Origin of the sequence: Plantactinospora endophytica (assembly GCF_016862915.1) — a bacterium.
GTDB classification, from domain to species: domain Bacteria; phylum Actinomycetota; class Actinomycetes; order Mycobacteriales; family Micromonosporaceae; genus Plantactinospora; species Plantactinospora endophytica.
The window spans coordinates 502,239-525,869 of sequence record NZ_BONW01000028.1 but is presented as its reverse complement, the minus strand read 5'-3'; the positions used below and the strand labels follow the sequence as shown (position 1 = coordinate 525,869).

At 69.0% G+C, this 23,631-nt stretch carries 12 protein-coding genes and 2 pseudogenes; 6 read left to right on the top strand and 8 right to left on the bottom strand.

Features of this window, described 5'->3' with window-relative positions; translation table 11 throughout:
* A pseudogene (locus Pen02_RS28155) lies at nucleotides 1-440 on the bottom strand (hypothetical protein); the annotation flags it as partial.
* 523 nt (nucleotides 441-963) lie between these two features.
* The gene (locus tag Pen02_RS28150; RefSeq protein WP_203869117.1) at nucleotides 964-1,335 is read right to left on the bottom strand and encodes a hypothetical protein; all 372 of its coding nucleotides are present in this window, start codon (nucleotides 1,333-1,335) and stop codon (nucleotides 964-966) included.
* 275 nt (nucleotides 1,336-1,610) lie between these two features.
* Here Pen02_RS28150 and Pen02_RS28145 point away from each other — a divergent pair, with 275 nt between their 5' ends.
* A complete protein-coding gene (locus Pen02_RS28145) occupies nucleotides 1,611-2,780 on the top strand; it encodes an endonuclease (protein WP_203869116.1) in 1,170 nt (389 codons plus the stop codon).
* A gap of 229 nt (nucleotides 2,781-3,009) precedes the next feature.
* On the opposite strand, the pseudogene Pen02_RS28140 reads toward Pen02_RS28145, so the two are convergent.
* The 3 genes and pseudogenes from Pen02_RS28140 to Pen02_RS28130 form a co-directional block, all read right to left on the bottom strand.
* A pseudogene (locus Pen02_RS28140) lies at nucleotides 3,010-3,336 on the bottom strand (transposase family protein); the annotation flags it as partial.
* Between the two features lie 683 nt (nucleotides 3,337-4,019).
* Nucleotides 4,020-5,480, bottom strand: a complete 1,461-nt coding sequence (locus Pen02_RS28135; RefSeq protein ID WP_239141393.1) for a cellulose binding domain-containing protein — start codon at nucleotides 5,478-5,480, stop codon at nucleotides 4,020-4,022.
* A gap of 341 nt (nucleotides 5,481-5,821) precedes the next feature.
* On the bottom strand, nucleotides 5,822-8,689 hold the full coding sequence (locus Pen02_RS28130) for an AfsR/SARP family transcriptional regulator (RefSeq protein ID WP_275413616.1): 2,868 nt from the start codon (nucleotides 8,687-8,689) through the stop codon (nucleotides 5,822-5,824).
* Nucleotides 8,690-8,832: 143 nt separating this feature from the next.
* Between Pen02_RS28130 and Pen02_RS28125 the strand changes: the two genes are divergently transcribed.
* The 4 genes from Pen02_RS28125 to Pen02_RS28110 all read left to right on the top strand — a co-directional run bounded on the left by Pen02_RS28125 (nucleotide 8,833) and on the right by Pen02_RS28110 (nucleotide 15,313).
* Nucleotides 8,833-10,779: a DUF8189 domain-containing protein gene (locus Pen02_RS28125; RefSeq protein WP_239141389.1), complete on the top strand. Its 1,947-nt coding sequence runs from the start codon at nucleotides 8,833-8,835 to the stop codon at nucleotides 10,777-10,779.
* 138 nt (nucleotides 10,780-10,917) lie between these two features.
* Nucleotides 10,918-12,513 (top strand): PLL family lectin, encoded by a 1,596-nt coding sequence (locus Pen02_RS28120; protein ID WP_203869113.1) that lies wholly within the window; start codon nucleotides 10,918-10,920, stop codon nucleotides 12,511-12,513.
* An 84-nt stretch (nucleotides 12,514-12,597) separates the two neighbouring features.
* Nucleotides 12,598-12,858 carry a transposase gene (locus Pen02_RS28115; protein WP_275413615.1) on the top strand — a complete coding sequence of 87 codons (261 nt, stop codon included), beginning with the start codon at nucleotides 12,598-12,600 and terminating at the stop codon, nucleotides 12,856-12,858.
* 19 nt (nucleotides 12,859-12,877) lie between these two features.
* The gene (locus Pen02_RS28110) at nucleotides 12,878-15,313 is read left to right on the top strand and encodes a family 20 glycosylhydrolase (protein WP_203869112.1); all 2,436 of its coding nucleotides are present in this window, start codon (nucleotides 12,878-12,880) and stop codon (nucleotides 15,311-15,313) included.
* Between the two features lie 374 nt (nucleotides 15,314-15,687).
* Here the strand turns inward: Pen02_RS28110 and Pen02_RS28105 are convergent, their stop codons facing one another.
* Entirely contained in the window at nucleotides 15,688-16,653 is a 966-nt protein-coding gene (locus tag Pen02_RS28105) for an alpha/beta fold hydrolase (RefSeq protein ID WP_239141387.1), read from the bottom strand.
* Between the two features lie 539 nt (nucleotides 16,654-17,192).
* On the opposite strand from Pen02_RS28105, the gene Pen02_RS28100 reads away from it, so the two are divergent.
* Nucleotides 17,193-18,752: an FAD-binding oxidoreductase gene (locus tag Pen02_RS28100; protein WP_203869111.1), complete on the top strand. Its 1,560-nt coding sequence runs from the start codon at nucleotides 17,193-17,195 to the stop codon at nucleotides 18,750-18,752.
* A 340-nt stretch (nucleotides 18,753-19,092) separates the two neighbouring features.
* Here the strand turns inward: Pen02_RS28100 and Pen02_RS28095 are convergent, their stop codons facing one another.
* Both Pen02_RS28095 and Pen02_RS28090 read right to left on the bottom strand, forming a co-directional pair.
* Nucleotides 19,093-21,012, bottom strand: a complete 1,920-nt coding sequence (locus tag Pen02_RS28095; RefSeq protein WP_203869110.1) for a YyaL domain-containing protein — start codon at nucleotides 21,010-21,012, stop codon at nucleotides 19,093-19,095.
* A complete protein-coding gene (locus Pen02_RS28090) occupies nucleotides 21,012-23,624 on the bottom strand; it encodes an alpha-mannosidase (protein WP_203869109.1) in 2,613 nt (870 codons plus the stop codon). Before Pen02_RS28090 ends, Pen02_RS28095 begins: the two co-directional genes overlap by 1 nt.
* Between the last annotated feature and the right edge of the window lie 7 nt (nucleotides 23,625-23,631).

The following is a 23,631-nucleotide window of genomic DNA, read 5'->3' as shown; positions in this document are numbered from 1 at the left end:
AACCGAGTGGCTGTGACCGACTTCGACACACGGCCTAGGGCCTCGTTGCGCAACCGACAGCCTAGGGTGCCGATCGCCTGCACCCGGTTCTGCCCGGTGAAGACGATGACGTCGCCCTGCTGCAGACGATCGATGATGCTGTTATGACTGGCGAGCGCGCCCCAGAACCGGGCGGTACGCTCGGGATGTAGGGAGAGCAGCGTTTGCGTCTCGTCGTCGGTGAGGACATCACGCAACTCCTCGACAAGGAAGTCGACCGGCTCCGCGAGGGTGTCGTGGAACCGCCTTCGTGTGGCGGCATTGCCGTAGGACGGGGCGATCAGCACGAGCGGAGGACGGCGGCCGGCTGCTGCCCCCTCAGCACCCAGCAGTCGCCCGACCTTCTCATGCTCCGCGATCACCCTGATTACCGCGTCCCGGTCGACGTCTGTCCAACCCATGCTCACAACATACGGTCGCGGTACGACGAGCCCGAGTCGGCCTCAGAGAAGGGCGCCCGGGTCGGGCACGGCGATGCCCAGCGGGCGAGAAGGGCAGCTAGCTACCGCCGCTTGGCCTCCTGGACCCTTGCAGGCCATGACCGGCCGCTGGTGCCGGGCTGCTCAGTGGCAGGGTGGGAACGATCAAGTGACCCAGTCGGCCGGTCAGGTCACGAGTCCGTCGACCGGCGAGCCGTGGGGCGATGGACGCGGTGGAGGTCGAGCCTGGTGGGCCGATCGACCTGTGGAGGCTGCGTCCGGGTGCTGACCTCTATGGGCGCCGGGCCGCCTTCCGAATGTGACGCGGCGAGATTCTGGAGCAGGGATGCGCATTTGACCGGCTGCTGCTGTGGCTGGGCCTGAGCATGACGGAGCGGTCTTGGGGGTCGTGGCGTTGCCTCAAGATCCACAAGCGTCGCCGCTTCGGGCCCTGTCCCATGTGGGGCTACGGTATCTCGGACACGTTAACCCCCACGAGTGGTCTTCATGGCCGCCGTGAGTGGCTCGGCGGAGGCTTCTGAGGTTTCTGCCGCTCGGCGCCGTGCGGGATCGCGGGTGACCGGTGCGTCGACGCCCAGGTGGGGATCTCGGTGATGGTCAACCTTCCGCCGCTGCGGCTGTCCAGTTGGACCGGCGCGAGAAGGTAGGCGCCCAGCCAGCTTCGCAGCGCGCTGAGATGATTGCGCAGATGCCCGCCGCCGACTGCGGTGGCTGCTGCCCCCAGAGTTCCTCGCCGATGCGCCGACGCGCGACGGTGCGCTGCGGCATCAACAGGATGCATGACGAGGATCGTGCGGACTTGCTTCGACGACGCGCCGCTCGCGACCATCGGGCCGGAAATTTCGATGCTGTGCACCGCTACCTCCCCGTAGTCAGGTTCGGCGAGCCGCGTGCCGAGCCATGCGCGATCATCGTTGCAGCTGGGTCTCCACCGGGTACGGCCGCGAACGAACCCGAACGATCTCGAACAGCGGAAAACGGTTTAACCGGTATTCATGCCCTGGATTGATCGGCGCTCGCCGTGCTGTGCCTGCGGGTGGTCGCGTATGACGTAGCTGGTATGGGCTTCCGGCGCGCCGGCGCCCGTACTCTGAAGATCGTCGATGTGGCATCCCCGTGAGCGGAGTTCGTATGTCTGGAAAGCTGTCCAATCGGCGTCTATTGGCGGCGACCACGCCCATCGTCCTCGCCGTCCTCGCCCTGGCCGTGACCCTGGTCGGGGTGCCGTCCGTCCAGGCAGCCGCATCGATGACCGTCGCTCAGGCGATCAGCGGCCAGGGCAGCAGCGGCACCGTCACCGGATACGTGGTGGGGCAGCCGACCGCGACCAACACCGTGATCCGCAGCGGCTTCACCGGCGACACCGCGCTCGCCCTGGCCGACAGCAGCGGCACGACCAACACGAACTCCATGTTGTACGTACAGATCACCGCCGCCTACCGCACCCAGTTCGGACTGCAGTCCAACCCCAGCCTGATGGGCCGCACGATCACCGTGACCGGCTCGCTGGAGGCATACTTCGCCCACGCCGGGCTCAAGTCGCCGACCTCGATGATCCTCGGCGGTGGCACCACCCCGCCGACGACCGCGCCTCCCTCCTCCGGCGGGCCGCTCGAGCCGTACTACGCGGCCGCAGCCGGCAAGACCGGCGAGAGCCTGAAGAACGCGCTGCACACGATCATTACGACCGGTGACACGGCGGTGAACTACGACGCGGTCTGGAACGCCCTGAAGGTGACCGACCAGGACCCGGCCAACTCCAACAACGTCATCCTGCTCTACTCCGGGATAAGCCGATCGAAGTCGCTCAACGGCGGCAACACCGGCAACTGGAACCGCGAGCACGTCTGGGCCCAGTCGCACGGCGACTTCGGCACCGGCACCGGACCCGGCACCGACCTCCACCACCTCCGCCCCGAAGACGTCCAGGTCAACGCCACGCGCGGCAACAAGGACTTCGACAACGGGGGTACGGCGGTCCCGAGCGCGCCGGGCAACAAGACGGACTCCGACTCGTGGGAGCCGCGGGCCGCTGTCAAGGGCGATGTGGCCCGGATGATCCTCTACATGGCCGTGCGCTACGAGGGTGGCGACTCCTTCCCCGACCTCGAGGCCGACCACGCGACCAGCGGCGGGTCCGGCCCCCGGCACGGCAAGCTGTCCACGCTGCTGCAGTGGAACGCGCAGGACCCGCCGGACTCGTTCGAGCGGCGGCGAAACGACCTGATCTACAGCAACTACCAGCGCAACCGGAACCCGTTCGTCGACCACCCCGAGTGGGCAAACTCGATCTTCGGATAGCGTTTTCGTCGAGCCTCGACCGGCCCGCACCCTCGTGGTGCGGGCCGGTCTGTACTTCTCGGTGAGTGCGTTCGTCGATGCAAGGTCCCCGGCGGTCGACTGTCGTCTAAATGGGCATCTGATTCACGTACTTTGCCTGTTGTATGGGTTTAGCCGTATCACCAGGTTGGGGTGGTTTCGGTGGTGAGGCGCTTGGCGAGGTTGTCGATCATGGCGAGAGTGATCACGCTTGCAGCAGCGCCCGCAGGGCGGTGTGTCGGGACACGGCTACCGCCAGGGCCGACAACACCCGCGCGCCAGCGCGGCCGGCCAACTGGTGCACCACCGCACCGACCTGGGAGACCAGCCGGGGCGTGCAGCGCTGGTAGCGGTTCAGGACCCCGGGCAGTTGTTCCCGGAACGTACGACGGCAGCCCCGGGCCGGGCACACCAGCCTACGTACGCGCACCCGGAGCACCACCGGACGGGCATCGACCGGCACGTCCGCGAGGGTCCGCTGGTGATACCCGTGCACCCGGGCCGTCACGGCCGCGCAGCCCGGACAGGCCACCGGTGTCAGTGTCCGGGCGTGCCGATGGTGGGGTTGCGGTATCGATCGCCCCTCGGACACGTTAACCCCCCACGGGTGGTCTTCACGGCCGCCGAAGGTGGCTCGGTGGATGTTTTTGCCGCTCGGCGCTGGTGTGGATTGACCGGTGTATCGCCGACCAGGTGGGGATCTTGGTGATTCAGCGTTCCGCCAATGGCGCAAGTGATGTGGAAATCGTGTTCGATTAGCGCGGCCACAACGGCGTTGGGGTCGGCGGCCGGGATGCCGAGCCTGTACCGTTCGGAAACTCGGTCATGGCCCGTGAGGTGCGGTTTTGTGTGACGTCGGGCGCGTGTTGATGGCCATCATGACGTCATGATCCTGTCGTGCGGGTACCTGATCCTGTATCAGATCATGCAGTAGATCGTGCTCGCGTTGCGCGGCGAGCGGTTCAAAGAGGTCGAGATCCTTTTGCTGCGACACCAGGTTGCGGTCCGCTGTACGCCATCCGACGCCACCGCATTACGCCGCAGCACTACCAGGAGTTCGACGATATGGGCCACGAACGGGCTGCAGCGACAAACATCGGCCGGGAACGGCGAGCGGACCCGGCCGGCTTTCGCCGACCGGGTCCATGAACAACAGACCGGATTTATGAGCAGCGGATCAGCCGAAAACAGCAGATCGGATGCGATTGCCCCCGAGGTGGGTCAGGCGCAGGTCTGCCCGTTGAGGGTGAACGAAGCGGGGGTGTTGGGCGTGCCGGATGCGTTGAATCCAAAGGTGGTCGCGCCGCCGGCCGGGATGGTCGCGTTGTAGGCCAGGTTGGATGCGGTCACCGTGGCACCGGACTGGTTGGTCGCGGCGTTCCACGGAATGGTGACGGTGCTGCCGGCGCCCAGGTCCCAGTTGAGCCGCCAGCCGTTGATCGCGGAGCCGGAGTTGTAGAGGGTCACGTTCACCGTGTAGCCACCCGGCCAGCTGTTGGTGACCTGGTAGGACACCCGGCAGGTGCTGGCGGTGCCCGAGTTGTCGACCGGCACGATGTCACCGAAGTCGGCGCGGGCCGTCGCGAAGTCCTGGAAGCCGATGCCCGGCCCGGCGCCGCTGGTGTGCGTGCCGGCGGCCAACACCGAGCCGTCCGGGTTCACCATGTAGACCGGGCCGCCGCTGTCCCCGCCGTAACCGGACTCCAAACCGTCCAGCTGGGTGGCCTCGACCAGGTCCTGCCGGTCGGTGTAGTGGAACTGGACCTCGAGGTTGCAGATCGGGTGGCCGACCACCCAGGAAGTGGTGTAACCGGATTGGCACAGCAGCTGCCCGGGGAAGACCTGCGTCCAGCCGACAACCGGCACCTTCGTCTCGTCGTACTGGCCGCCGACGTACATGTATTTACCCGCCGACTCGGCACTGATCAGTGCGGTGTCGTGGTCGACGTGCCGCTGCACCATCGTCCCGATCGGATCGTTGACGCCGTCTGACCACAACGATCCGAGCTCGCCGCAGTGCGCGGCGGTCAGCACGTACGGTGTGTTGGTGCCGGCATGGCGAACCCCGAACCCGGCGGTGCAGTCGACGCCGGGTCCGTCCCGCGAGATGCCCGCGCCGCCGTTCCAGGGAGCCTCGTCGTCGTCGCGGGTGGCGTGCAGCTTCGGCTTCTTCGCCGCGACGCTGTGGGTCTTGACGCCGGTGTTCGGCAGAGCCGGTATTTTGGCACCGGCTGAGGTGTCGACGGCGACCTCCAGGCCGCTGCCGTCCGTCTTGATCCGTACGGTGTGTGCGGCGTCGGTCGGGTCGGAGGCGACGACGCGGCTCACCTTGGCTGCGGCGGTCTTCAGCTCGGTGCCGGAGTACGTGGCCGGTTCGACCTTGACCTCGGCGATCCGCCGGGCGCTGTCCACAGCCCGGGTGACGTCGGCTGGGACGGCGCCCTTCCACCACAGCGTGACGTGGCCTTTGACCAACCCGAGCCCGGCGTAGCCGCGTGGCTGGCCGGCCTCGACAGCCGACCGGATGACGCTCGCCGCGTCGATCAGCGGCACCTGGGCCGCCATCCGGGCGCGAACCACCGGTGACAGGTCGGCGGAGGTCACCGGCGGTGCGGCCGACGCTGTCCCGCTGATCGCGACCACGCCCACTGTGGACAGTCCGAGCAGGCCGGCAGCGACCACTCGGAAAGCGTTGCGAAAGACTGGCTTCATGCTCCCAGCCAACCGCCTGCTCGGACCCGCGAACAGGAAGAACAACCGGCAGGCTGATTAGTGCCGCCAGTCCTGCCGGTTCTGGTGCCCGTACCTCGGTCATGGCCCGCGAAGTGCGGTTATGTGTGACGTCGGGCGCGTATTGATGGCCATCCTGACGTCCATGATCCTGTCGTGCGGGTCCTGTTCCGGTATGCCTTTCGGATGCGGATCGGTCGGTGCGGATCGGTCGGCCCGGTCAACGAGGCCGACCGTGCCCGCCTACCGGCCTCTGTCCCACCACGGACGTGGCGTCGCAGCATCCGGCATCGTCACAGCATCCGGCGTGCGTGGCGGCGATGGGCGTCGTCGGCGGCGGCCAGCTCGGCGGCGTCGTGGAAGCCGTCCAACACCCGCAGCCACTCCGCCAGTACACCGGCGAGTCCGTGACCGAGGTCCTGGTAGACCTGGTACGCGGCCCGCCAGTGGTCCCGGGCCGCCGGCAGGTCGACCGGCGCCAACGCCGACGCGTACTGGTCGCGGGCGGCGGCGGTGCGCAACGGGTCGCCGAGTTCCACGGCCAGCTCCAGTTGGCGACCGGCGTGGTGCAGCGCCACCGCCCGATCGCCGCGCCGCAGGGCAACCTCGGCGAGGTTGTGGTGGGCCAGGCATACGTGCTGGATGTCGTCGACCTCGAGCGACAGGTCGAGCGCGGTCTGCAACGCCTCGACCGCTTCGGCGTACCGCTCCAGTTCGAGCAGGGCGCAGCCCAGGTTTATGTATCCGGCGCAGGCGTACTGTGGCCGCTGGCCGTAGGTGGGGCTGGCGAGACCGGCCCGGAGGTATCGGACGCTGGCGTCGAAGTCTCCCTCGTTGATGCACAGCCCGCCGAGGTTCACCCTGAACGCGGCCACCATGCGATCCCGTCCCGCCATCGTGGCCAACTCGATCGCCTGAACGTAGTGTTTCCGGGCGGCCGCGTACTGTCCGGTCTGCTTGTGGACGATGCCGAAAGCGTTTTCGAGCTGTGCCATCGCCGCCACGTTCCCGGTCTTCTCCGCGCAGGCCCGGCCGATCCGGAGCACCGCCAGCCAGTCCGACCATCGGCGGCGAATGTTCAGATACGCCATCAGGTCTGCGGCCAGCTCCGAGGCGCAACGATGCCAGCCCTGCTCGGCGGCGAGTTCCACCACCCCGACCAGATGCTCGCGTTCCTGGTCGTGCCAGTCGAGCGCGGCCGTCCGCTCGGCGAAGAGCAGTGGTTCGACCGGCGGCTGAACACGGTCACGCGTTCCCTCCGACCGTCGGGGCTGGAGGAGCGGATACGCGTCGAAGACGGTCTGGGCGTAGAAGTCGACCAGCCGGCGGGCCGCCGCCGTCCGCTCGGCCGTGGTCTCCTCGGTCAGGCAGGTGGTGGCGTAGTTGCGCAGCAGGTCATGCATCAGGAACCGGCCGGGGCGGTGTCCCGTGATCAGATGGGCGGACTGGAGTTCGTCGAGCGGGCGCCGGACGCCGGCCGGCGCTTCCCCCAGGAGCGCGGCGGCCACCGGTGGCGCGAAGTCCGGGCCGGGTACGAGGCTCAGCAGGCGGAACAGTCGCCGTGCGCTCCCGCCCAACGCTCGATACGACAGACTGAAGGCGAGACTGACCCCCTCGTCATCAGCGCCCCGGGAGTCGAGGACCGACAGCGGGTCACAGGCGGCCATCTGTCCCGTGTAACCGGCGACGGTCAGATGCCGCTGGCAGGCGAGCTGCGCCGCAGCCAGGCGCAGCGCCAGCGGAAGGTAGGAGCAGTGCCGGGCCAGATCGCGGACTGCGAGCGCAGTCCCGTCGTCGATCCGCTCGCCGAGGATCGCCCGGAGCAGGTCGTGCGCCTCGTCCGGCGCGAGCGGGTCGAGCTCCAGCAGGCGTACGCCTTCACGGGCGAGCAGTGGACGGAGTTGCGTACGGCTCGTTATCAGGACGGCGCAGTCCGGCGACCCCGCCAACAGCGGTCGTACCTGCTCGGCGTCGTGGGCGTTGTCCAGCACGATCAGCACGCGTCGGTCCGACAGTCGGGACCGGAACAGCGCCGCCGCCTCGTCGACCTCGTCCGGGATCGCGCCCGGCGGGACCCCGAGCGCCCGTAGGAAGCGCCCCAGCACGTCGAGCGGAGTGGCCGGCGCCCGGGCCGGATCGAACCCGCGCAGGTCCACATAGAGCTGCCCGTCGCGGAACCGGTCGCGATGGCGGTGTGCCCAGTGCACCACCAGGGCGGTCTTGCCGACCCCGGCCATCCCGGTGACCAGCACCAGCGAGAGTCCGTTCCCGGCCGCGGCCAGCGCGGAGAGCCGAGCGAGTTCCAGGTCACGGCCGATGAAGTCGCGCTGGTCCAGCGGTAGCTGGGCCGGTGTCACGATCGCCATGTGGGTCGCGGCCGGTGGCTGGACAGCCTGGCCGGTGTCGTGGGCCGGGGCGGCGCGGACGGCCTCCCGCCTGAGGTCCAGACTCGCGTCGGCGTTGAGGATCGCCTTCTCCAGCAGCGTGAGCCGGGCGCCTGGATCGAGACCGTGCTCCTCGACCAGCAGGGTCCGCGCCCGCCGGGCGGTCTCCAGTGCCTCGGTACGCCTGCCGGCGCGGTACTGCGCCAGCATCAGGTGACAGACCAGGCGTTCCCGCGACGGATGCTCCTCGACCAGCCGGCGCAGGCCCGAGATCAGCATGTCGTGCCGTCCCAGTTCGAGTTCGGACTCGGCCAGCAGCTCGTACGCGTTCAACCGCTCCTCGTGGAGTCGGTACCGGGTCGACTCGGCGTACGGAGCGGTGATCTCGGCGAGCGCCTGACCACGCCACATGCCGAGCGCGGTACGTAACCGGCTGGCGGACCCCGCCCACTCCCTGCGATCCGCGTCGTTGCGTGCCGCCGCCATCTCGCGGTCGAAGATCTTGGCGTCCAACTCGTTCTCTCCCAGTACGAGGCGGTAGCCGCCCGGCTGGGTGTCGATCAGGTCCTCAACTCCGTGCTCCCGGAGCGCGCGACGTAACTGGGACACCACCACATGAATCTGGGTCCTCGCCGAGTGTGGCTCGGCACCGCCCCACAACGCCTCCACCATCTGTCTCGGCGTCACGACCCGGTCAGCGTGCAGCAAAAGGTACGCCAGAAAGGCGCGATGCCGAGGCGCAGCGAGCGACACCCCGTTACCACTGGGCACGATCATCTGAACCGGTCCGAGAATGCTGAACCGCATCGCCTGCCTCCCCCGCAAGTCAGGCGAGCCTATCCCGACGATCTCCGGGTCGGGCGGGACTTTTGCCGATGAACACCCGGCCAACAGGGGTTACCTGCCACCGTAGCGGGCTCGTGACGGCGGCGACGCGGGCGCGACTCCGTACCGTCCCGTGGTCGGCGGAGGCTCCGATCCGGACGCCGGGCGATCCGGCGCGCGGAAGCCTGGGATGGCCCCGACGGGCTCCGGGCATCGGAGGCAGGCGTCTGGATAGTGCACGAGTAGCCGCCGACAAGGTGGTGTCTAGAGACTTCCGCATGCCGGGCGGTTGGTGCCGGCCACGACCGGGTGACTCGACGCCAGGTATGTCGGCTGGCCAGGAGATCCACCGGTGTCGTCGCGCCCTTCGGGGGTGTATTCGCGCGGCTGAGCGGCCGTGTCTGTTTCAGAAGGAGAAGTCCTTGTCAGTACCAGAACTGGCCCGCCGACTCGTCAGGGGCGCGCTCGGTGTGCTCACTGTCGCGGTCGTCGGGCTCGTGGGATCGACGTGGTCCCCCACACCGGCCGATGCGGCCGGGCCTCGGCCGATGTTCCAGCTGCCGGTTACCTGCGCGGAGACCTGGCGCCTCGCGACGTACGTCGGACACGACGACTACGACATCGACATGACCCCGCAGAGCGGTACCGCCTGGGGCCGCCCGATCCTGGCCTCGTTCGGCGGCCGGGTCGCCGCCGCGGGCATAGACGGCACCCTGGGTGGCCGGACTCCGTCGAATCCCACCGGCCCGATGGGAACCGGCGGCGGATACTACGTACGGATCGATCACGGCGACGGATGGCAGACCCTCTACCTACACATGATCGAACCGCCGATGGTGCGTGTCGGGCAACGCGTGTCCATCGGCCACCAGTTGGGCAAGGTCGGCAGCACCGGCAGATCCTCAGGCCCTCACCTGCACTTCGAGCAGCAGCGGGACCGGGTGAAGGTCGAGTCATGGTTTGACGGCGTTCCGTCGGGAATCACGCACGACAACGCGGAGTACTCGGTCAATCGGGTCAGTAACAACTGTGGAAACTCGATCGACATCCGCGCGGACCGGTTGGCGGTGGGCAACAACGCGGACGGTCGGCTGCAAGCCTTCGCGACAACCGGCGCCGGCTCGGTACGCAGCACCTGGCAGCTCACGCCGAACGGCACCTTCTCCCCCTGGCGGGATCTGGGTGGCACCGAACTGAGGGCACCGGTGGTCGGTTCGTCCGCGGACGGACGGCTGGAGATGTTCTCCATCGGCGGCAACGGTCGGCTTTACCACAAGTGGCAGACGACACCGAACGGCGACTGGACCGGCTGGACCGACCGTGGTGGTACCGATCTGTCCAGCGAGATTTCGATCGGCCGTAACGCCGACGGTCGGTTGCAGGTCTTCGTGGTCGGTGGCGACGGCGCGGTGTACTCGATCTGGCAACTCACCCTGAACGGCTCATGGTCCGCCTGGGGCAACCTCGGCGGCACCGAATTGAAGGCCGTGGTGGTCGGTTCGTCCGCGGACGGACGGCTGGAGATGTTCTCTATCGGCGGCGACGGTCAGCTCTACCACAAGTGGCAGACGACACCGAATGGCACGTGGTCGGCCTGGGCGTCTCGCGGCGGCACCAATCTGTCCAGCGAGATTTCGATCGGGCGTAACGCCGACGGTCGGTTGCAGGTCTTCGTGGTCGGTGGCGACGGCGCGGTGTACTCGATCTGGCAACTCACCGTGAACGGCTCATGGTCCGCGTGGGGCAACCTCGGCGGCGCCGATCTGCACTCGCCGGTGGCGGGGTCGTCGCTGGACGGGCGGATGGAGCTGCTCGCGATCGGCGGCGACGGCCGGCTGTACCACAAGTGGCAGACCACGCCGAACGGCGTCTGGTCGGCCTGGACCGGTCGTGGCGGCACAGGACTGTCCACCGATCTGACGGTCGGGACAAACGCCGACGGTCGGTTGCAGGCATTTGTGATCGGCGGCGACGGAGACCTCTACTCCATCTGGCAGACCACCGTGAACGGCTCCTGGGGCAACTGGCTCGACCTCGGATAGCGCACCACGCGATCCGATCGTGGCCCACGCCGGCACCGGTTCGTCCGGCCATCGGGACCGGGCGACCCGGTGCCGGCGGAACTTCCCACATCTCACCGGTGGCCGCATCGCCGGGCACCGCACCAGAAGGAGTTGCTTGTGCGCAGAAGTACCGGTCGCCGCCGTCTGTTCGGCGGTCTGATCGTCGGATCGATCCTCGCCGGAGGACTGATCACCGCCGCCGCGCCCCCCGCCTTCGCCGCCATCGTGCCGAACTGCACCGTCGCCGCCCCGACCGCCGCTGACGCCGCGTTCGCCGCCCGGCTCAGACCCACGCTGAACAACGGCTTGCAAACCACGTTCGACGCCGTACGGGCGGCGTGTGTCCGGGTCATCGTGGGGGTGGTCAAGTCACGCAACCTGCCGCTGCGGGCGGCGACGATCGCCATCACCACCACCATCGTGGAGACCGGGATCCGGAACCTGGACTACGGGGACCGGGACAGCCTCGGGCTCTACCAACAGCGGCCGAGCCAGGGTTGGGGCACTCCCAGCCAGGTGCAGGACCCGATCTACTCCACGAACGCCTTCCTGAACGGGATGTTGTCGAAGTACCCGAACGAGGGGTGGCTGACCGCCCCCGTGGGAGAGGTGTGTCAGGCCGTACAGGTTTCGGCGTTTCCGGCGCGCTACGGGGAGGAAGCCGGAAACGGCGCCCGACTGGCCACCGCAGCCTGGGATCGCGATTCCGACGACCAGCAGTTGCCAGGCCGGTTGGCCGTCGGCAACAACGCCGACGGCCGCCTCCAGACCTTCGCCGTCCGCGGTGACGGCGCCATCCACAGCAGATGGCAGACCACGCCGAACGGCTCCTTCGGCGACTGGCGCAGCCTGGGGGGCACGGACCTGCGGGCGCCGGTGGTCGCCGCCGCGCCCGACGGACGCCTGGAGATGTTCGCCGTCGGCGGTGACAGGCGGCTCTACCACAAGTGGCAGACCACGCCGAACGGCGACTGGTCGGACTGGGCGGCGCGGGGCGGCACCAGCCTCACCAGTGACCTGGTGGTCGGCCGCAACGCCGACGGCCGGCTTCAGGTCTTCATCGTCGGTGGCGACGGCGCCCTCTACTCCACCTGGCAGCTCACGGTGAACGGCGCCTGGTCGCCCTGGAAGAACCTGGGCGGCACCGAACTCCACTCCCCGGTCGTCGCCCCGGCCGCCGACGGCCGCATGGAGGTACTCGCCATCGGTGGCGACAAGAAGCTCTACCACAAATGGCAGACCACACCGAACGGCGACTGGTCGGACTGGGCCGCCCGCGGCGGTTCCGACCTCACCACAGACCTGGCAGTCGAGCGGAACGCCGACGGCCGCCTCCAGGCATTCGTCGTCGGTGGCGACGGGGCTCTCTATTCCATCTGGCAGACCGCCGTCAACGGCACCTGGTCCGCGTGGGCGAACCTGGGCGGCACGGACCTGCACGCCCCGGCCGTCGGTGTGAACGCCGACCGCCGCATGGAGGTCCTGGCGATCGGTGGCGACGGCAAGCTGTACCACAAATGGCAGGTCGCGGCGAACGGAAGCTGGTCCGCCTGGGCCGGCCTCGGCGGAAACCAGCTGTCAATGGACCTGGCCGTCGCGCCCAACGCCGACGGTCGGCTCCAGGCGTTCGTCATCGGCGGCGACGGGGCGCTGTACTCAGCGTGGCAGGCCAGCCCGAACGGCACCTGGGGCAGCTGGCTCAACCTCCGATAGCCACCACCGGACAGGCAGTCGACCAGGCCCGCCCACTCCGGGCTCTCCCGGTCGAAATCCTCCGGAAGACGCGGTGACTGCCCCCTGACCGGTTTCGACGCCGGTCAGGGGGTGCACCGACTCGCCTACGTCATGGCCGACCTGCCGGTCGTGCTGCTGGGCCGCATCCGCTCCGACCGGGTACTACGACTACCGAAGTCACCCCGACCGGCCGCAGCGACCGGGCGCCCACCCGAACACGGACCCGAGTTCCGCCTGGACGATCCGGATACCTGGCCGCCGCCGCAGCACCACGCCATCGCGGACAGGGTCAGGACCGGCGTCCCGTCGCACGGGGACTGGTAACGAGGAAGGTGACAAACCCATGGCACACGCCGCACACCACGCTGTCCGGAACAGGTTCCGGCAACCGTTACGGGCCGGCTCAGCCCGAACTCTGGCCCTGACGGCACTGCTCGCCGGGGCGATGCTGGCCCCGGTCACCAGCCCGGCACCCGCCCCGGCCGAGGCCGCGCCGGACCGGGCCGGGTCCGCCGCCGCGACGCCGCGCAACGTCGCGCTCGGCGCGGCGGTCGCCGCCTCGTCCAACTACCAGGGCAGCGGCTGGACGATCGGCGCCGCCACCGACGGCGTACGCGGGCCGGCCGGTTGGAGCAGTTGGTCGAACGTTACGGTGAACCACACCGAGTGGGTGCGGCTCGATCTCGGTACCGCGTACCCGCTGGACCGGGTCGACCTCTTCGCCCGGTCGGACGGCACGAACGTCGGCCTCGGCTTCCCGATCGACTTCACCATCGCCGTCTCGACCGACGGCCTCGCCTGGTCGACCGTGGCGACCCGGGTCGACTACGCCCGGCCGACCGCTGCCGCCCAGTCGTTCACGTTCCCGGCCAGTTCCGCCCGCTACCTCCGGATCAGCGGCAGCAGGTTGCGGCCCGACCAGAACGGTGACCACGTCCTTCAGTTCGCCGAGGTGGAGGCGTACGGAGCGGGGATCGGCACGCCGCCGACGACCATACCGGCACTGCGGGAGTGGACTCCCGGCACCGGCCAGTACGCGTTCGGGGCGGCCTCCCGGCTGGTCGCCGAACCCGCCCTGCTGGACGAGGCGGCCACCTTCGCCGAGGATCTGGCCGAGGTGCTCGGGCGTACCCCGGCGGTGGTTCCGGTCGGTGTGGTTCCCGCCTGCGGGGACGTGGTGCTGAAGCTCGGCGCCGCCGACGCCTCGCTGGGCACCGAGGGCTATCGACTGACCGTGGACTGCGTAGCCACGATCAGCGCCAACGGCGAGACCGGGGCGTTCTACGGCACCCGTACGCTGCTGCAACTGTTCCGAACCGGTCCGACGGTGTCGTACGGCACGGCCCGGGACTGGCCCGCGTACCGGGAGCGCGGCGTGATGATCGACGTCGGCCGGAAGTACTTCACGGTCGACTGGCTGCGCTGGCACATCAAAGACCTGGCGTACGCGAAACTGAACTACCTGCACCTGCACCTGTCCGACAACCTCGGGTTCCGGCTGGAGAGCACCCTGCACCCGGAGGTCGTCTCGGCCCAGCACTACACCAAGCAGCAGATCCGCGATCTGGTGACGCTGGCCGCCCGGTACAAGGTGACGATCGTGCCCGAGATCGACATGCCCGGTCACCTGGACGCGGTGCTCGCCGCCCACCCCGATCTGAAGCTGCGCAGTCGGACCGGCGCGGTGCACAACTCCTTCATCGACCTGTCGAAGCCCGAGTCGTACGCCCTCATGCGGGACCTGATCACAGAGGCGATGGAGTTGTTCCCCGCACCCTACTGGCACGTCGGCGCGGACGAGTACGTGACGAACTACGCCGACTATCCGCAACTACTGAGCTACGCCCGGGCGAACTACGGCGCCAACGCGACCGCCAAGGACACCTACTACGGCTTCGTGAACTGGGCCAACGACATCGTCCGGGCCGCCGGCAAGACCATGCGGATGTGGAACGACGGCATCAGGGCCGGCGACGGCACCATCATGCCGGACAGCGACATCGTGGTGGAGTACTGGGACGACCTGGGCCTGACTCCGCAGCAGTTGCTCGACCGGGGACACACCGTGCTCAACGCGAGCTGGACACCGACCTACTACGTCATCGGCACGGGAGCGCGGCCGGACAACGCCTATCTGAACGGGTCGTGGACGGTGGACACCTTCGAGGGCGGCACCGTCATCACCGACTCGACCCGCAACCTGGGCTCCACCCTGCACGTCTGGTGCGACGTACCCGAGCGGGAACGACCGGAGACGGTCGCGACGGTGCTCCGGGATCCACTCCGAGGGCTGGCGCAACGGACCTGGGGCACCCCGAAGCCGGCGCCGACGTACGGCGCGTCCATACCGATCTTCGACGCGGTCGGTCGGGCGCCCGGCTGGCCCGGTGCCGCCGTCACCGGTGACCTGGCCCGCAACCGTCCGGTCACCGCCTCCAGCCAGGAGACCTCGGACCTGGCGGCCCGTAACGCCGTGGACGGGGACTCGCTCTCGGCGTGGTCCAGCGCGTTCGCGGATCCACAGTGGATCCGGGTGGACCTCGGGGCCGTACGTCCGGTCAACCGGGTGCTGCTGCGCTGGCAGACGGCCTACGCGCGGACGTACCAGATCCAGACCTCGACCGACGGGCAGAGGTGGGCCACCGTAAGCACGGTGACGGGCGGCGACGGCGGGGTCGACGACCTCCGACTGGCCGCCAGCGGACGGTACGTCCGGGTGCACGCCACCGTCCGGGGCACCCAGTGGGGCTACTCGCTCTGGGGACTGGAGGTGTACTGACCGGAGGCGTGCGACGGCGGCCGAACTCCAGTCGACGCTCGTTGGCACGGCGGTTCCCACACGCCCGGCCCAGGCTGCGGAAACCGCCGCGCGGCGGGGCACGAGACCATCGACAAGTCCGACAGCGGCCTCCTTAAGGCCCCACACTTGGGTGGCTGTCCCAGCACCACGAATCTTCGATCTTGAGATGGGTTGGGCGGCAAGCGAGCGTCGCCGGCGGCGTTCGTCATTTTCGCGGTGAGGTTGGAAGAGGCTCAGTGATTATCGCTGCCTGAGTCGAGCCGAGATCCCGGTTACTAGTGGTGACTTCCTGTCGTGTCGTCCGAGCCGCGAGCGTATGGCGGCATCAGAGGACGATGGGCGGAGCGAGACTGTCAGGCAAGAAAGTCATGCAGCGCCGTGGTCAGGTCGTCGGGATTCTCCTCGGCGACGTGGTGTCCGGACTCGATCGGATGGCCACGGAGATCGTCGGCCCACGCCGCCCAGATCGCGAGCGGGTCACCGTACAGGTTCTCCATGTCGTCCCGCGTCGACCAGAGGAAGAGCGTCGGACAGCCTACGGTGCGACCGGCGCGCCGATCGGCTTCCTCATGCTCCCGGTCGACTCCGAGGCCGGCGCGGTAGTCCTCCAGCATCGCGCGCACCGTGGCTGCGTTGTGGATGGCCTGCCGGAACTCCTGATAGTTTTCGGCTCCCATGCTTTCCGGTCGCGCCTTGCTCGCGTACCAGGCGTCGGGATCGGCGTTGATCACCCGCTCCGGCGTGTCGGGCTGGGCGAAGAAGAACCAGTGGTACCAGGCCCGGGCGAACGCGGCGTCGCACCGGGCGAGGGCCTCACTGATCGGCACGCCGTCGAGTACGACCAGGCGGCTGACTGCGTGGGGATGGTCCAGTGCCAGGCGCAGCGCCACGTAGGAGCCGCGGTCGTGCCCGACGGCGGCGAACCTGGGGTGGCCCAGAGCGTTCATCAGCCGGCCGAGGTCTGCGGCCACGGTTCGCTTGGACTGCTGCGAGTGGTCGGGGAGGATGCGCGCCTTCCCCGACTGCCCGTAGCCGCGCATGTCCGGACAGACGACGGTGAATCCCCGTTCAACCAGCTGCGGTGCGACCCGATGCCAGGTCGATCCGGTACGCGGATGTCTGTGGATGAGAAGAACCGGACGGCCTCGTCCGGCATGCCGAACTCGGAGTTCCACGTCCCCGACGTCGATCCGCTCGTCCAGGAAGCCATCGAACATGACGGACAGGTGTCCAGATGGTCCGTCGAGCAAACGTCCTGTCGTCTGTAGAAGCGGATGCGCGCACTCGGCCGACGACGGGTCGTCGTAACGGAACGTCACGTGGCCGACGAACCGATGTCGGAAGATTCGCCGAGTCCGCTGCTCGCCCTCGACGCGGTGCTGCGATAGCTGGTCTCGACGAAGCATCCATCGAGTCAGCCTACGAGCCTCGCCATGTATGTCGGATGTAGGGAATTTGAATACGCTCGGTCGAGTCTGGTTCAGTAGCTGCGGAACGCGGAGCAAGAACCTAGGAGGGCGCACCTTTTCGTTTGAGCTCGTCTGACCACGCCACTGGAAATCCGCGTCTGTCAGGCGACTGCGAGCCGTAGTGCCTGGGTGCGTTGTGCGTCCGTTTGGCACGGGTCACGTTCTAGACACGATCTGGCTTCAGTAGGGGCCAGGCGCCGCCGGGTCACGTTGCGAAGCGCAAAGACATTCCGCGCGCTAAACCGCCCGACGGCCGAAACGCCTACGAGAAACACCGGAACTCATCGGAGGACACGCGTATGGCCGTGATTAGCAGAAGAACGATACTGACCGGCACGGTGGCTGCGGCGGGTTCCGCCGCCGTAGGACTCGCCGCAGGTGGCCCGGCCATGGCCGCCCCATTGGCTGCGGCCAGCGAGAACGGCGGAGGCGCCTATGGCCCGACCTTCGGGCCGGCGAGCGTGACCCAGAGTGATCCTCGCTACGCCGAACTCGTGGTGGGCAACAACCAGCGGTGGGTCGCCAGGCCCGAGTCTGTACGCCTCGTCGGGTCGACGGACCAAGTCGTCGCGGTCGTCCAAGAGGCCGTCAACGCCGGCAAGCGCGTATCCATTCGAGGCGGTGGGCACTGCTTCGCTGACTTCGTCTACAACATGGACACAAAGATCATTATCGACATGTCCATGATGGACAAGGTCTACTTCGACAGCACGCGCAAGGCGTTCGTGGTCGAAGGTGGCGCCCTTCTCGGAAATGTGAAGAACGCCCTTTACAAGGGATGGAACGTCACCCTTCCGGCCGGAATCTGTCTTGACGTCGGCATCGGCGGCCACGCCACCGGCGGCGGTTACGGCATGCTGTCGCGCAGGTTCGGTCTCGTCTCCGACCACATCGAGGCCGTCGAGATGGTCGTCGTCGACAAGTACAAGGTCGCACGCCGCGTGGTCGCCTCACGCAGCCCGGCGGACCCCAACCACGATCTGTGGTGGGCGTGCACAGGCGGCGGCGGGGGCAACTTCGGCGTCATCACGAGGTTCTGGTTTCGTTCTCCTGACGCCACTGGCGACTCCCCCACGACAGCATTGCCGGCTCCGCCAAAGGACGTTCTGCTCAACGTCGTAACAGTGCCGTGGAGTTCACTCGACCAGGCGAAGTTCACCACGTTGGTGCGCAACTACGGCGTCTGGCACGAGCAGAACGCCGCAGCCGACTCCCCGTATACGGCGGCGTGCAGCCAGATGCTGATTCCGCACCGTGCGGGTGGAAACATCACGGTCTTCACCGAGATCGACGCCGGGCTGTCGAACGCCAGCCAGTTGCTGGCCGACTACGTTGCCGCGATGATCCGCGACACCGGCGTGACCGGCCCGTTCCAGTCGCAGAAGATGTCATGGCTGGACTCTGTCAAGGTGATCGGCACTGCCAACCCGACCCTGACCGGCAACCCGACCCTGCGCAGCGGCATCAAGACCGCGTTCATGCGCAAGAGCTTCACGGACGCACAGCTCGCGGCGCTCTACGGACAGCTGACTCGGACCGACTATGCCAACCCCAACGTGGTGTTGCAGCTTGCGGGCTATGGCGGCGGGAAGATCAATACCGTACCGCCCGGCGCCACCGCGACCGCCCACCGCGATGCGGCCTTCCTCGCGGCGCTGCAAGGTTTCTGGCTGAACCCGGCAGAGGACAGCGTGCACGTCGGGTTCCTGCGCGATGCCTACGGGGCGCTGTTCGCCAGCACCGGTGGCTACCCTGTCCCCAACGACCAGACCGACGGCTGCTACGTCAGCGCTCCCGACCCGGACATCACGGACCCGGCGATCAACCGCTCCGGAGTTCCCTGGTACCGGCTCTACTACAAGGAGAACTACCCGAGGCTGCAACTGGTCAAGGCCCGCTGGGACCCGAACAACTTCTTCCGTCACTCCCAGTCGATCACCGCACCCTGACAGGGCCGAGCGTCCTGGATCGGAGATGCCATCGCGGTCTTGGCCGCTCTGCAAGCCGCCGACCTGCGACAATCAGGATAAGCGCAGGTCGGCGACGATTCTGATGATGTAGTCAGAGTTCAACTCACCCCTCGGACACGTACAGTTACCCCACAATAATCAGCGTCGGGCTTGGCCTCGACGCTGATTTTGTTTTGCCCGGGGTCGTAGGTGAGTGCGAGCCGTAGCTCGCGGTGGACGCTGCTCTCGTCCTCACTCTCGTGCTGCTTCATCGCGTCGGGCGATGGCGGCGGCCTCCCCTCCCTGGCCTACCGCTGTTCGGCGCGTCCACGCGCGGTGGTCACCGCCCTGGTCCCCGACGGCGTCGGCTGGGCGGATCCCAGTCGGCCTGCGGGATGCTCAGGGCGGCCTCGCAGCCGAGCAGCAGCACGCCGACGCTCCACGCGTGCGACAGCGTGAGCAGCATGCCCTTGGCCTGGAAGCAGGCGGTCTGGTAATACCGTTCGCTGGCCATCCCCCGATAGGCATTGAAGTCGCCGTCGGCGCGGGCGATGAACTGGCGGAAACACGCCAGGTTCTCGCGGGTACGGTCCAGGTAGTAGCGGTCACCGGTGGCGGCGGCAAGTTCGACCATCTCGGGCAGGCAGATCAGCCCGTACGCGTGCAGGTGCTGGTTGCTGGGAGACGCCTGGTCCGCTCCCCGGCTGCGGAAGCCGTACGCCCCGAGCAGGGTGTGCTCGGCGAAGTGCACGTTGTAGCTGTACCGAAAGGTCAGCATCCAGTCCGCGGCGTGTCGGGCGAGCGCCAACCAGTGCTCCTCCCCGGTGGCCCGCCACAGGGCCAGGTACGCCATGATGGCGGCGTAGCCGTCCTCCGACGTCGGTGCCAGGTCGACGTCCTCGGGCGCGCCGTGCAGGAACTCCTCCCGTACGAAGCGGGCGTAGTATTCGCCGCCGCGCCGGGCGGCGGGCAGGTAGCCCGGGTCGAGATCGTGCGCCTCGGCAAGCGCGGCGACCCAGGTCAGCCCGGCGCTGCCCAGCCAGCTCAGCACTCGCCCGTCCTCGGCGTGCAGCAGCCCACCGAAGTTGCCGTCCGCCCGCTGGCCGCGTACCGCGACGTCGAGGTTGCTGCGCGTCGCGGCCAGCCAGTCGGGGTGTTCGACGCCGGCGGCCCGCTCGGCGCGGTCGGCCCGGTGCAGGAAGAGGGTCGCCTCGCCGAGGGTACGGGCGTGCAGGCCGCCGTCGACCGGCGTCCAGCTCTGCCCCCAGCCGTGCGCGGCGGTCCACTGCCCCCAGAAGGTCCCCGCCGGGGCGAGGTTGGCGCAGACGTGGTCGATGACGGCGGTGCCCGCCGCGACGTACTCGCCGTCGCCGCGCCGGCGGCCGTGGGCCAGCAGCGCGTACGCGTACGGGATTCCGCTGATCCAGGCGACGTGCATCGCCTCCCGATCACCCTGGCCCCGGACGTTGTCGTTGAACTCGCGGTCGAACGCCGCCGTCTCCAGCAGCACCGCCGGCTCGGGTCGGAAGTGCCAGCGGTGCAGCCCGTACGCGGCCAGTTCCGCCGCCTGCGCCACGTCGACCCAGGGGCGCGGCGGTTCGGCGGCGTACCGGGCGTGCCGCTCGCGCAGCACCGGCGGGTAGCTGTGCCGGTCGGCGGGCAGCTGGTACAGGCACAACTCGACCTCGTGCCGCTCGCCTGGCTGCCAGCGATGGGTCTCCGCCAGCGCCACTGCGGGTTGCGGACCACCGACATAGCTGACCGGTGCCTCGACGGCGGGGAAGTCCGCGTGCAGGCGCGCGGTGTCGCCGTCGTGGCTGAAGCCGAGTCCGGTCAGGCCGAGCGTGCTGCGCTCATCGACGGCCAGGGCGAGTCCAGCGGACGCTCCCCAGGCGAAGACCACCGGGGTGGCGGCCCGGTCGGCCCGGAAGCTCCAGGCGGGCGAGACGAAGCGTCCCGGATCGGCGGGCTCGTCGGCGGCGCGGGCGAAGCGGGGGTAGAGCCGCTCGTTGCCCGCCGGCCGGTTCTCGCCGTAGAACAGCCCGGGAATGAGCCAGTACGGGTCGTCGGCGTCGGCCAGGGTGGCCGACACCCGCAGCCGGGCCTCCACGGGCACGACGCCCCGGTGGGTGATGCCGACCGTGACGCGGACACCGCCCGCCTCGGTCCCGGCCGCCCCGCGACACAGCTCCACCTCGAACAGCGTCGGGTCGAGTCCACTGACGGTCAGCCGCGCCTCGTCCCACCAGCTCGCCGCCATCAGGTCGGCTCGTCCGCCGGCACCGGCGTGTCGTCCACCGCCGGCCGGTCCCGCGCCGCCGGGGGTCCGTCCGGCGGCGCGGGGTCCCCGGCGGGCGGGGCGAGCGGCCGTTCCAGCAGGTCACCCTCGACGACGGGACGATCGGGGGAACGCGGGACGAGCAGCGTCCTGATCTCGTGTGCGCCGAACTCGGCGGTCACGGTACGACCGAGGAACGGCAGGTCGATGGTGGCCCGGGCGGGGTTGCCGGCCGTCTCGTACCCGCGTACCACGTAGTCGCCCGTGCCGTCCTCGGCCTGCTTGACCACCGTGACCACCACGTTGTCGGCGTTGGAGACGGTGGCGAACGAGCGCTGCTCGGGCAGCGGCCCGTCGTGGTACGACTCCAGCAGGGCGACCGCCGGCTGGTCGAGTTCGGCGGCGGCGCGTACCGTGCCGGCCGCCCGCCACCCGTCGGTGTGCGGCAGCAGTCGGTAGGTGAACCGCTGCACCCCCTGATCCATCACCTCGTAGTCGTCGGCGTCGGCGGGCAGCGGCAGCGGGGTGTGCCAGGCGTATGGAGGACTGCGCAGCGCGGTGAGGCCGATCTCGCCGTCGGCCACGTCCACGCCGAACTTGGCGTCGTTGAGCACCGAGAGTCCGGCCGGGTGCCCGGCGACGGTGCCCGACACGTCCACCCAGGTGTGGCTGCACGCCTCGTGCCCGTCGGCGAGACGTTCCAGGTGGCCGTACGGGATCGAGTGGGTCGCGGTGACGCCGGTCAGGCCGGTGGGGAACCGGAGCTTGAGCATCCGCAGCCGCTCGTGCCAGTCGATGGTGACCCGCACCTCCAGCGTCCGCGCCCCGGCGGCCAGCACGAGATCCTCGGTCAACGTCGACCCGAGGTAGCTGCTGCGGACGCGCAGCACCTGCCGCACCGGGCCGCGCTCCAGCCACCGGACCGACGTCGGCGTGAAGGTCGCGATCACGTCCCGGTAGGAGACCACCCCGTGCCCCCAGGTGTCGGTGGGGTCGTCCAGCACCACCGCGTGACCGGCCCGGGCGGCGTCGCCGGCGATCAGGTCCGTGCCGGTCGCCTTGTCGACCAGACTGGACAGCCACCCGGTGTCCGGGTCGAGGACCGCCCGCAGGTGCTCGTTCTCCAGCACCGTCGCGTCGTCGCCCGGCGGGGCCGCCGGCGGGGTGTGGTCGGGACGGAGCCGGTAGAGCCGGTAGCCGAGCGGGGGCAGCTCCACCGGTACGACCAGCCGACGCCGACCGCCGGTCAGCGTCGTCGAACGGGCGACCTGGACCGGCGTACGCCGCTCGGTGTCGTCGACGGCCACGATCGTGCCGTCGCCGAGCGCGCCGCCGAACTCGACCTCGACGGTGGTCCGGACCGGCCAGGGGTGCGGGTTGAACACCGCCAGCGGTGCCATCCGCTCCTCGGCGGGGATGTCGATCTGCCGGCTGATCCGTTGGATCGCCTGGTTCTGCAACCGGGCCGCGATGGCGCGGGCCTCGCCGAGCTGGTCGCGCGCGTCGTCGTACGCGCTGGGCAGTGCGGTGCCGGCGGCGGTGTCGTGGAAGTGGTTCAGCAGCACCTGGCGCCAGGCGTGCTCCAGCTCGCCGGTCACTGCGGGCATGCCGGCCACCGCGCTGGCGACGGCCGCCCATTTCTCGGCCGCCTGTAGGGCGTGTTCGGTCTGCCGGATCAGTTGCTTGATGCCGGAGTGCGCGGAGTAGCAGCCCACGCCGTGCGGCTGGATCTCACCGGCGTACGCCGGCAGGTCCCCACCGGCCGCCGCGTCGAAGAACGCCCGCACGGTCGAGAAGCGCATCCGGGGGTACTGGTCGGCGCTGTCCAGCTCGCGCACGCTGTCGATGTTCGCCCGGGTCGGGCCGCCGCCGTGGTTGCCGACGCCGTAGAAGCACATCAGCGGCTCGGTGGTGTGCGGCAGCTGGGCCAACGCCTTGCCGACGTGCACGCCCAGGTGGCCCTCCGGGCTGCAGTACTCGTGCGGGATCCGGTACGTCAGCACTCGGGAGCCGTCGGCGGCGTACCACCAGAAGGTCGGCCCGGGCAGCTCGGCCTCGTGCGGCTGCGGGCGCATGAATACGTAGCTGTCCATCCCGGACTTGGCCAGTAGCTGTGGGATGGTGGCGTTCTGTCCGAAGGGGTCGACGTTGCAGCCGACCGACGCGATCGTCCCGAACCGGTCGGCCAGGAACCGCTGGGAGTACAGCGCGTGCCGGACGAAGCCCTCACCGCCGGGGATGTTGCAGTCCGGCTCGACCCACCAGCCGCCGACGAGCTCGAACCGGCCGGCGTGGACCTGCGCCCTGAGGGCCTCGAACAGTTCCGGGTCGTGCTCCTCGACCCAGGCCAGATAGCCGACGGAGTCGCAGGTGAAGACGAAGTCCGGGTACTCGTCGATGCGCTGGAGGGCGGCCCGGAAGGTGGCCCTGGCCTCCTGGTAGCCCTCCTGCCACGGCCAGAGCCACACCGCGTCGATGTGCGCGTTGCCGATCATGTGCAGCGGGCCGCGGGTGGCGCGGCCCGCCCTCGCCCGGGGCTGGGCCGGGACCACGGCGGCCCGACGGCCCTGCGGTGCTGGTGTCGCGTTCGGCATCTGTGCT

What these genes read in the sequence shown, in the direction of transcription:
- Pen02_RS28110 (WP_203869112.1), top strand. Translation starts at nt 12,878, where the DNA reads ATGGCACACGCCGCACACCACGCTGTCCGGAACAGGTTCCGGCAACCG.
- Pen02_RS28090 (WP_203869109.1), bottom strand. Translation starts at nt 23,624, where the DNA reads ATGCCGAACGCGACACCAGCACCGCAGGGCCGTCGGGCCGCCGTGGTC.
- Pen02_RS28145 (WP_203869116.1), top strand. Translation starts at nt 1,611, where the DNA reads ATGTCTGGAAAGCTGTCCAATCGGCGTCTATTGGCGGCGACCACGCCC.
- Pen02_RS28130 (WP_275413616.1), bottom strand. Translation starts at nt 8,689, where the DNA reads ATGATCGTGCCCAGTGGTAACGGGGTGTCGCTCGCTGCGCCTCGGCAT.
- Pen02_RS28095 (WP_203869110.1), bottom strand. Translation starts at nt 21,012, where the DNA reads ATGGCGGCGAGCTGGTGGGACGAGGCGCGGCTGACCGTCAGTGGACTC.
- Pen02_RS28100 (WP_203869111.1), top strand. Translation starts at nt 17,193, where the DNA reads ATGGCCGCCCCATTGGCTGCGGCCAGCGAGAACGGCGGAGGCGCCTAT.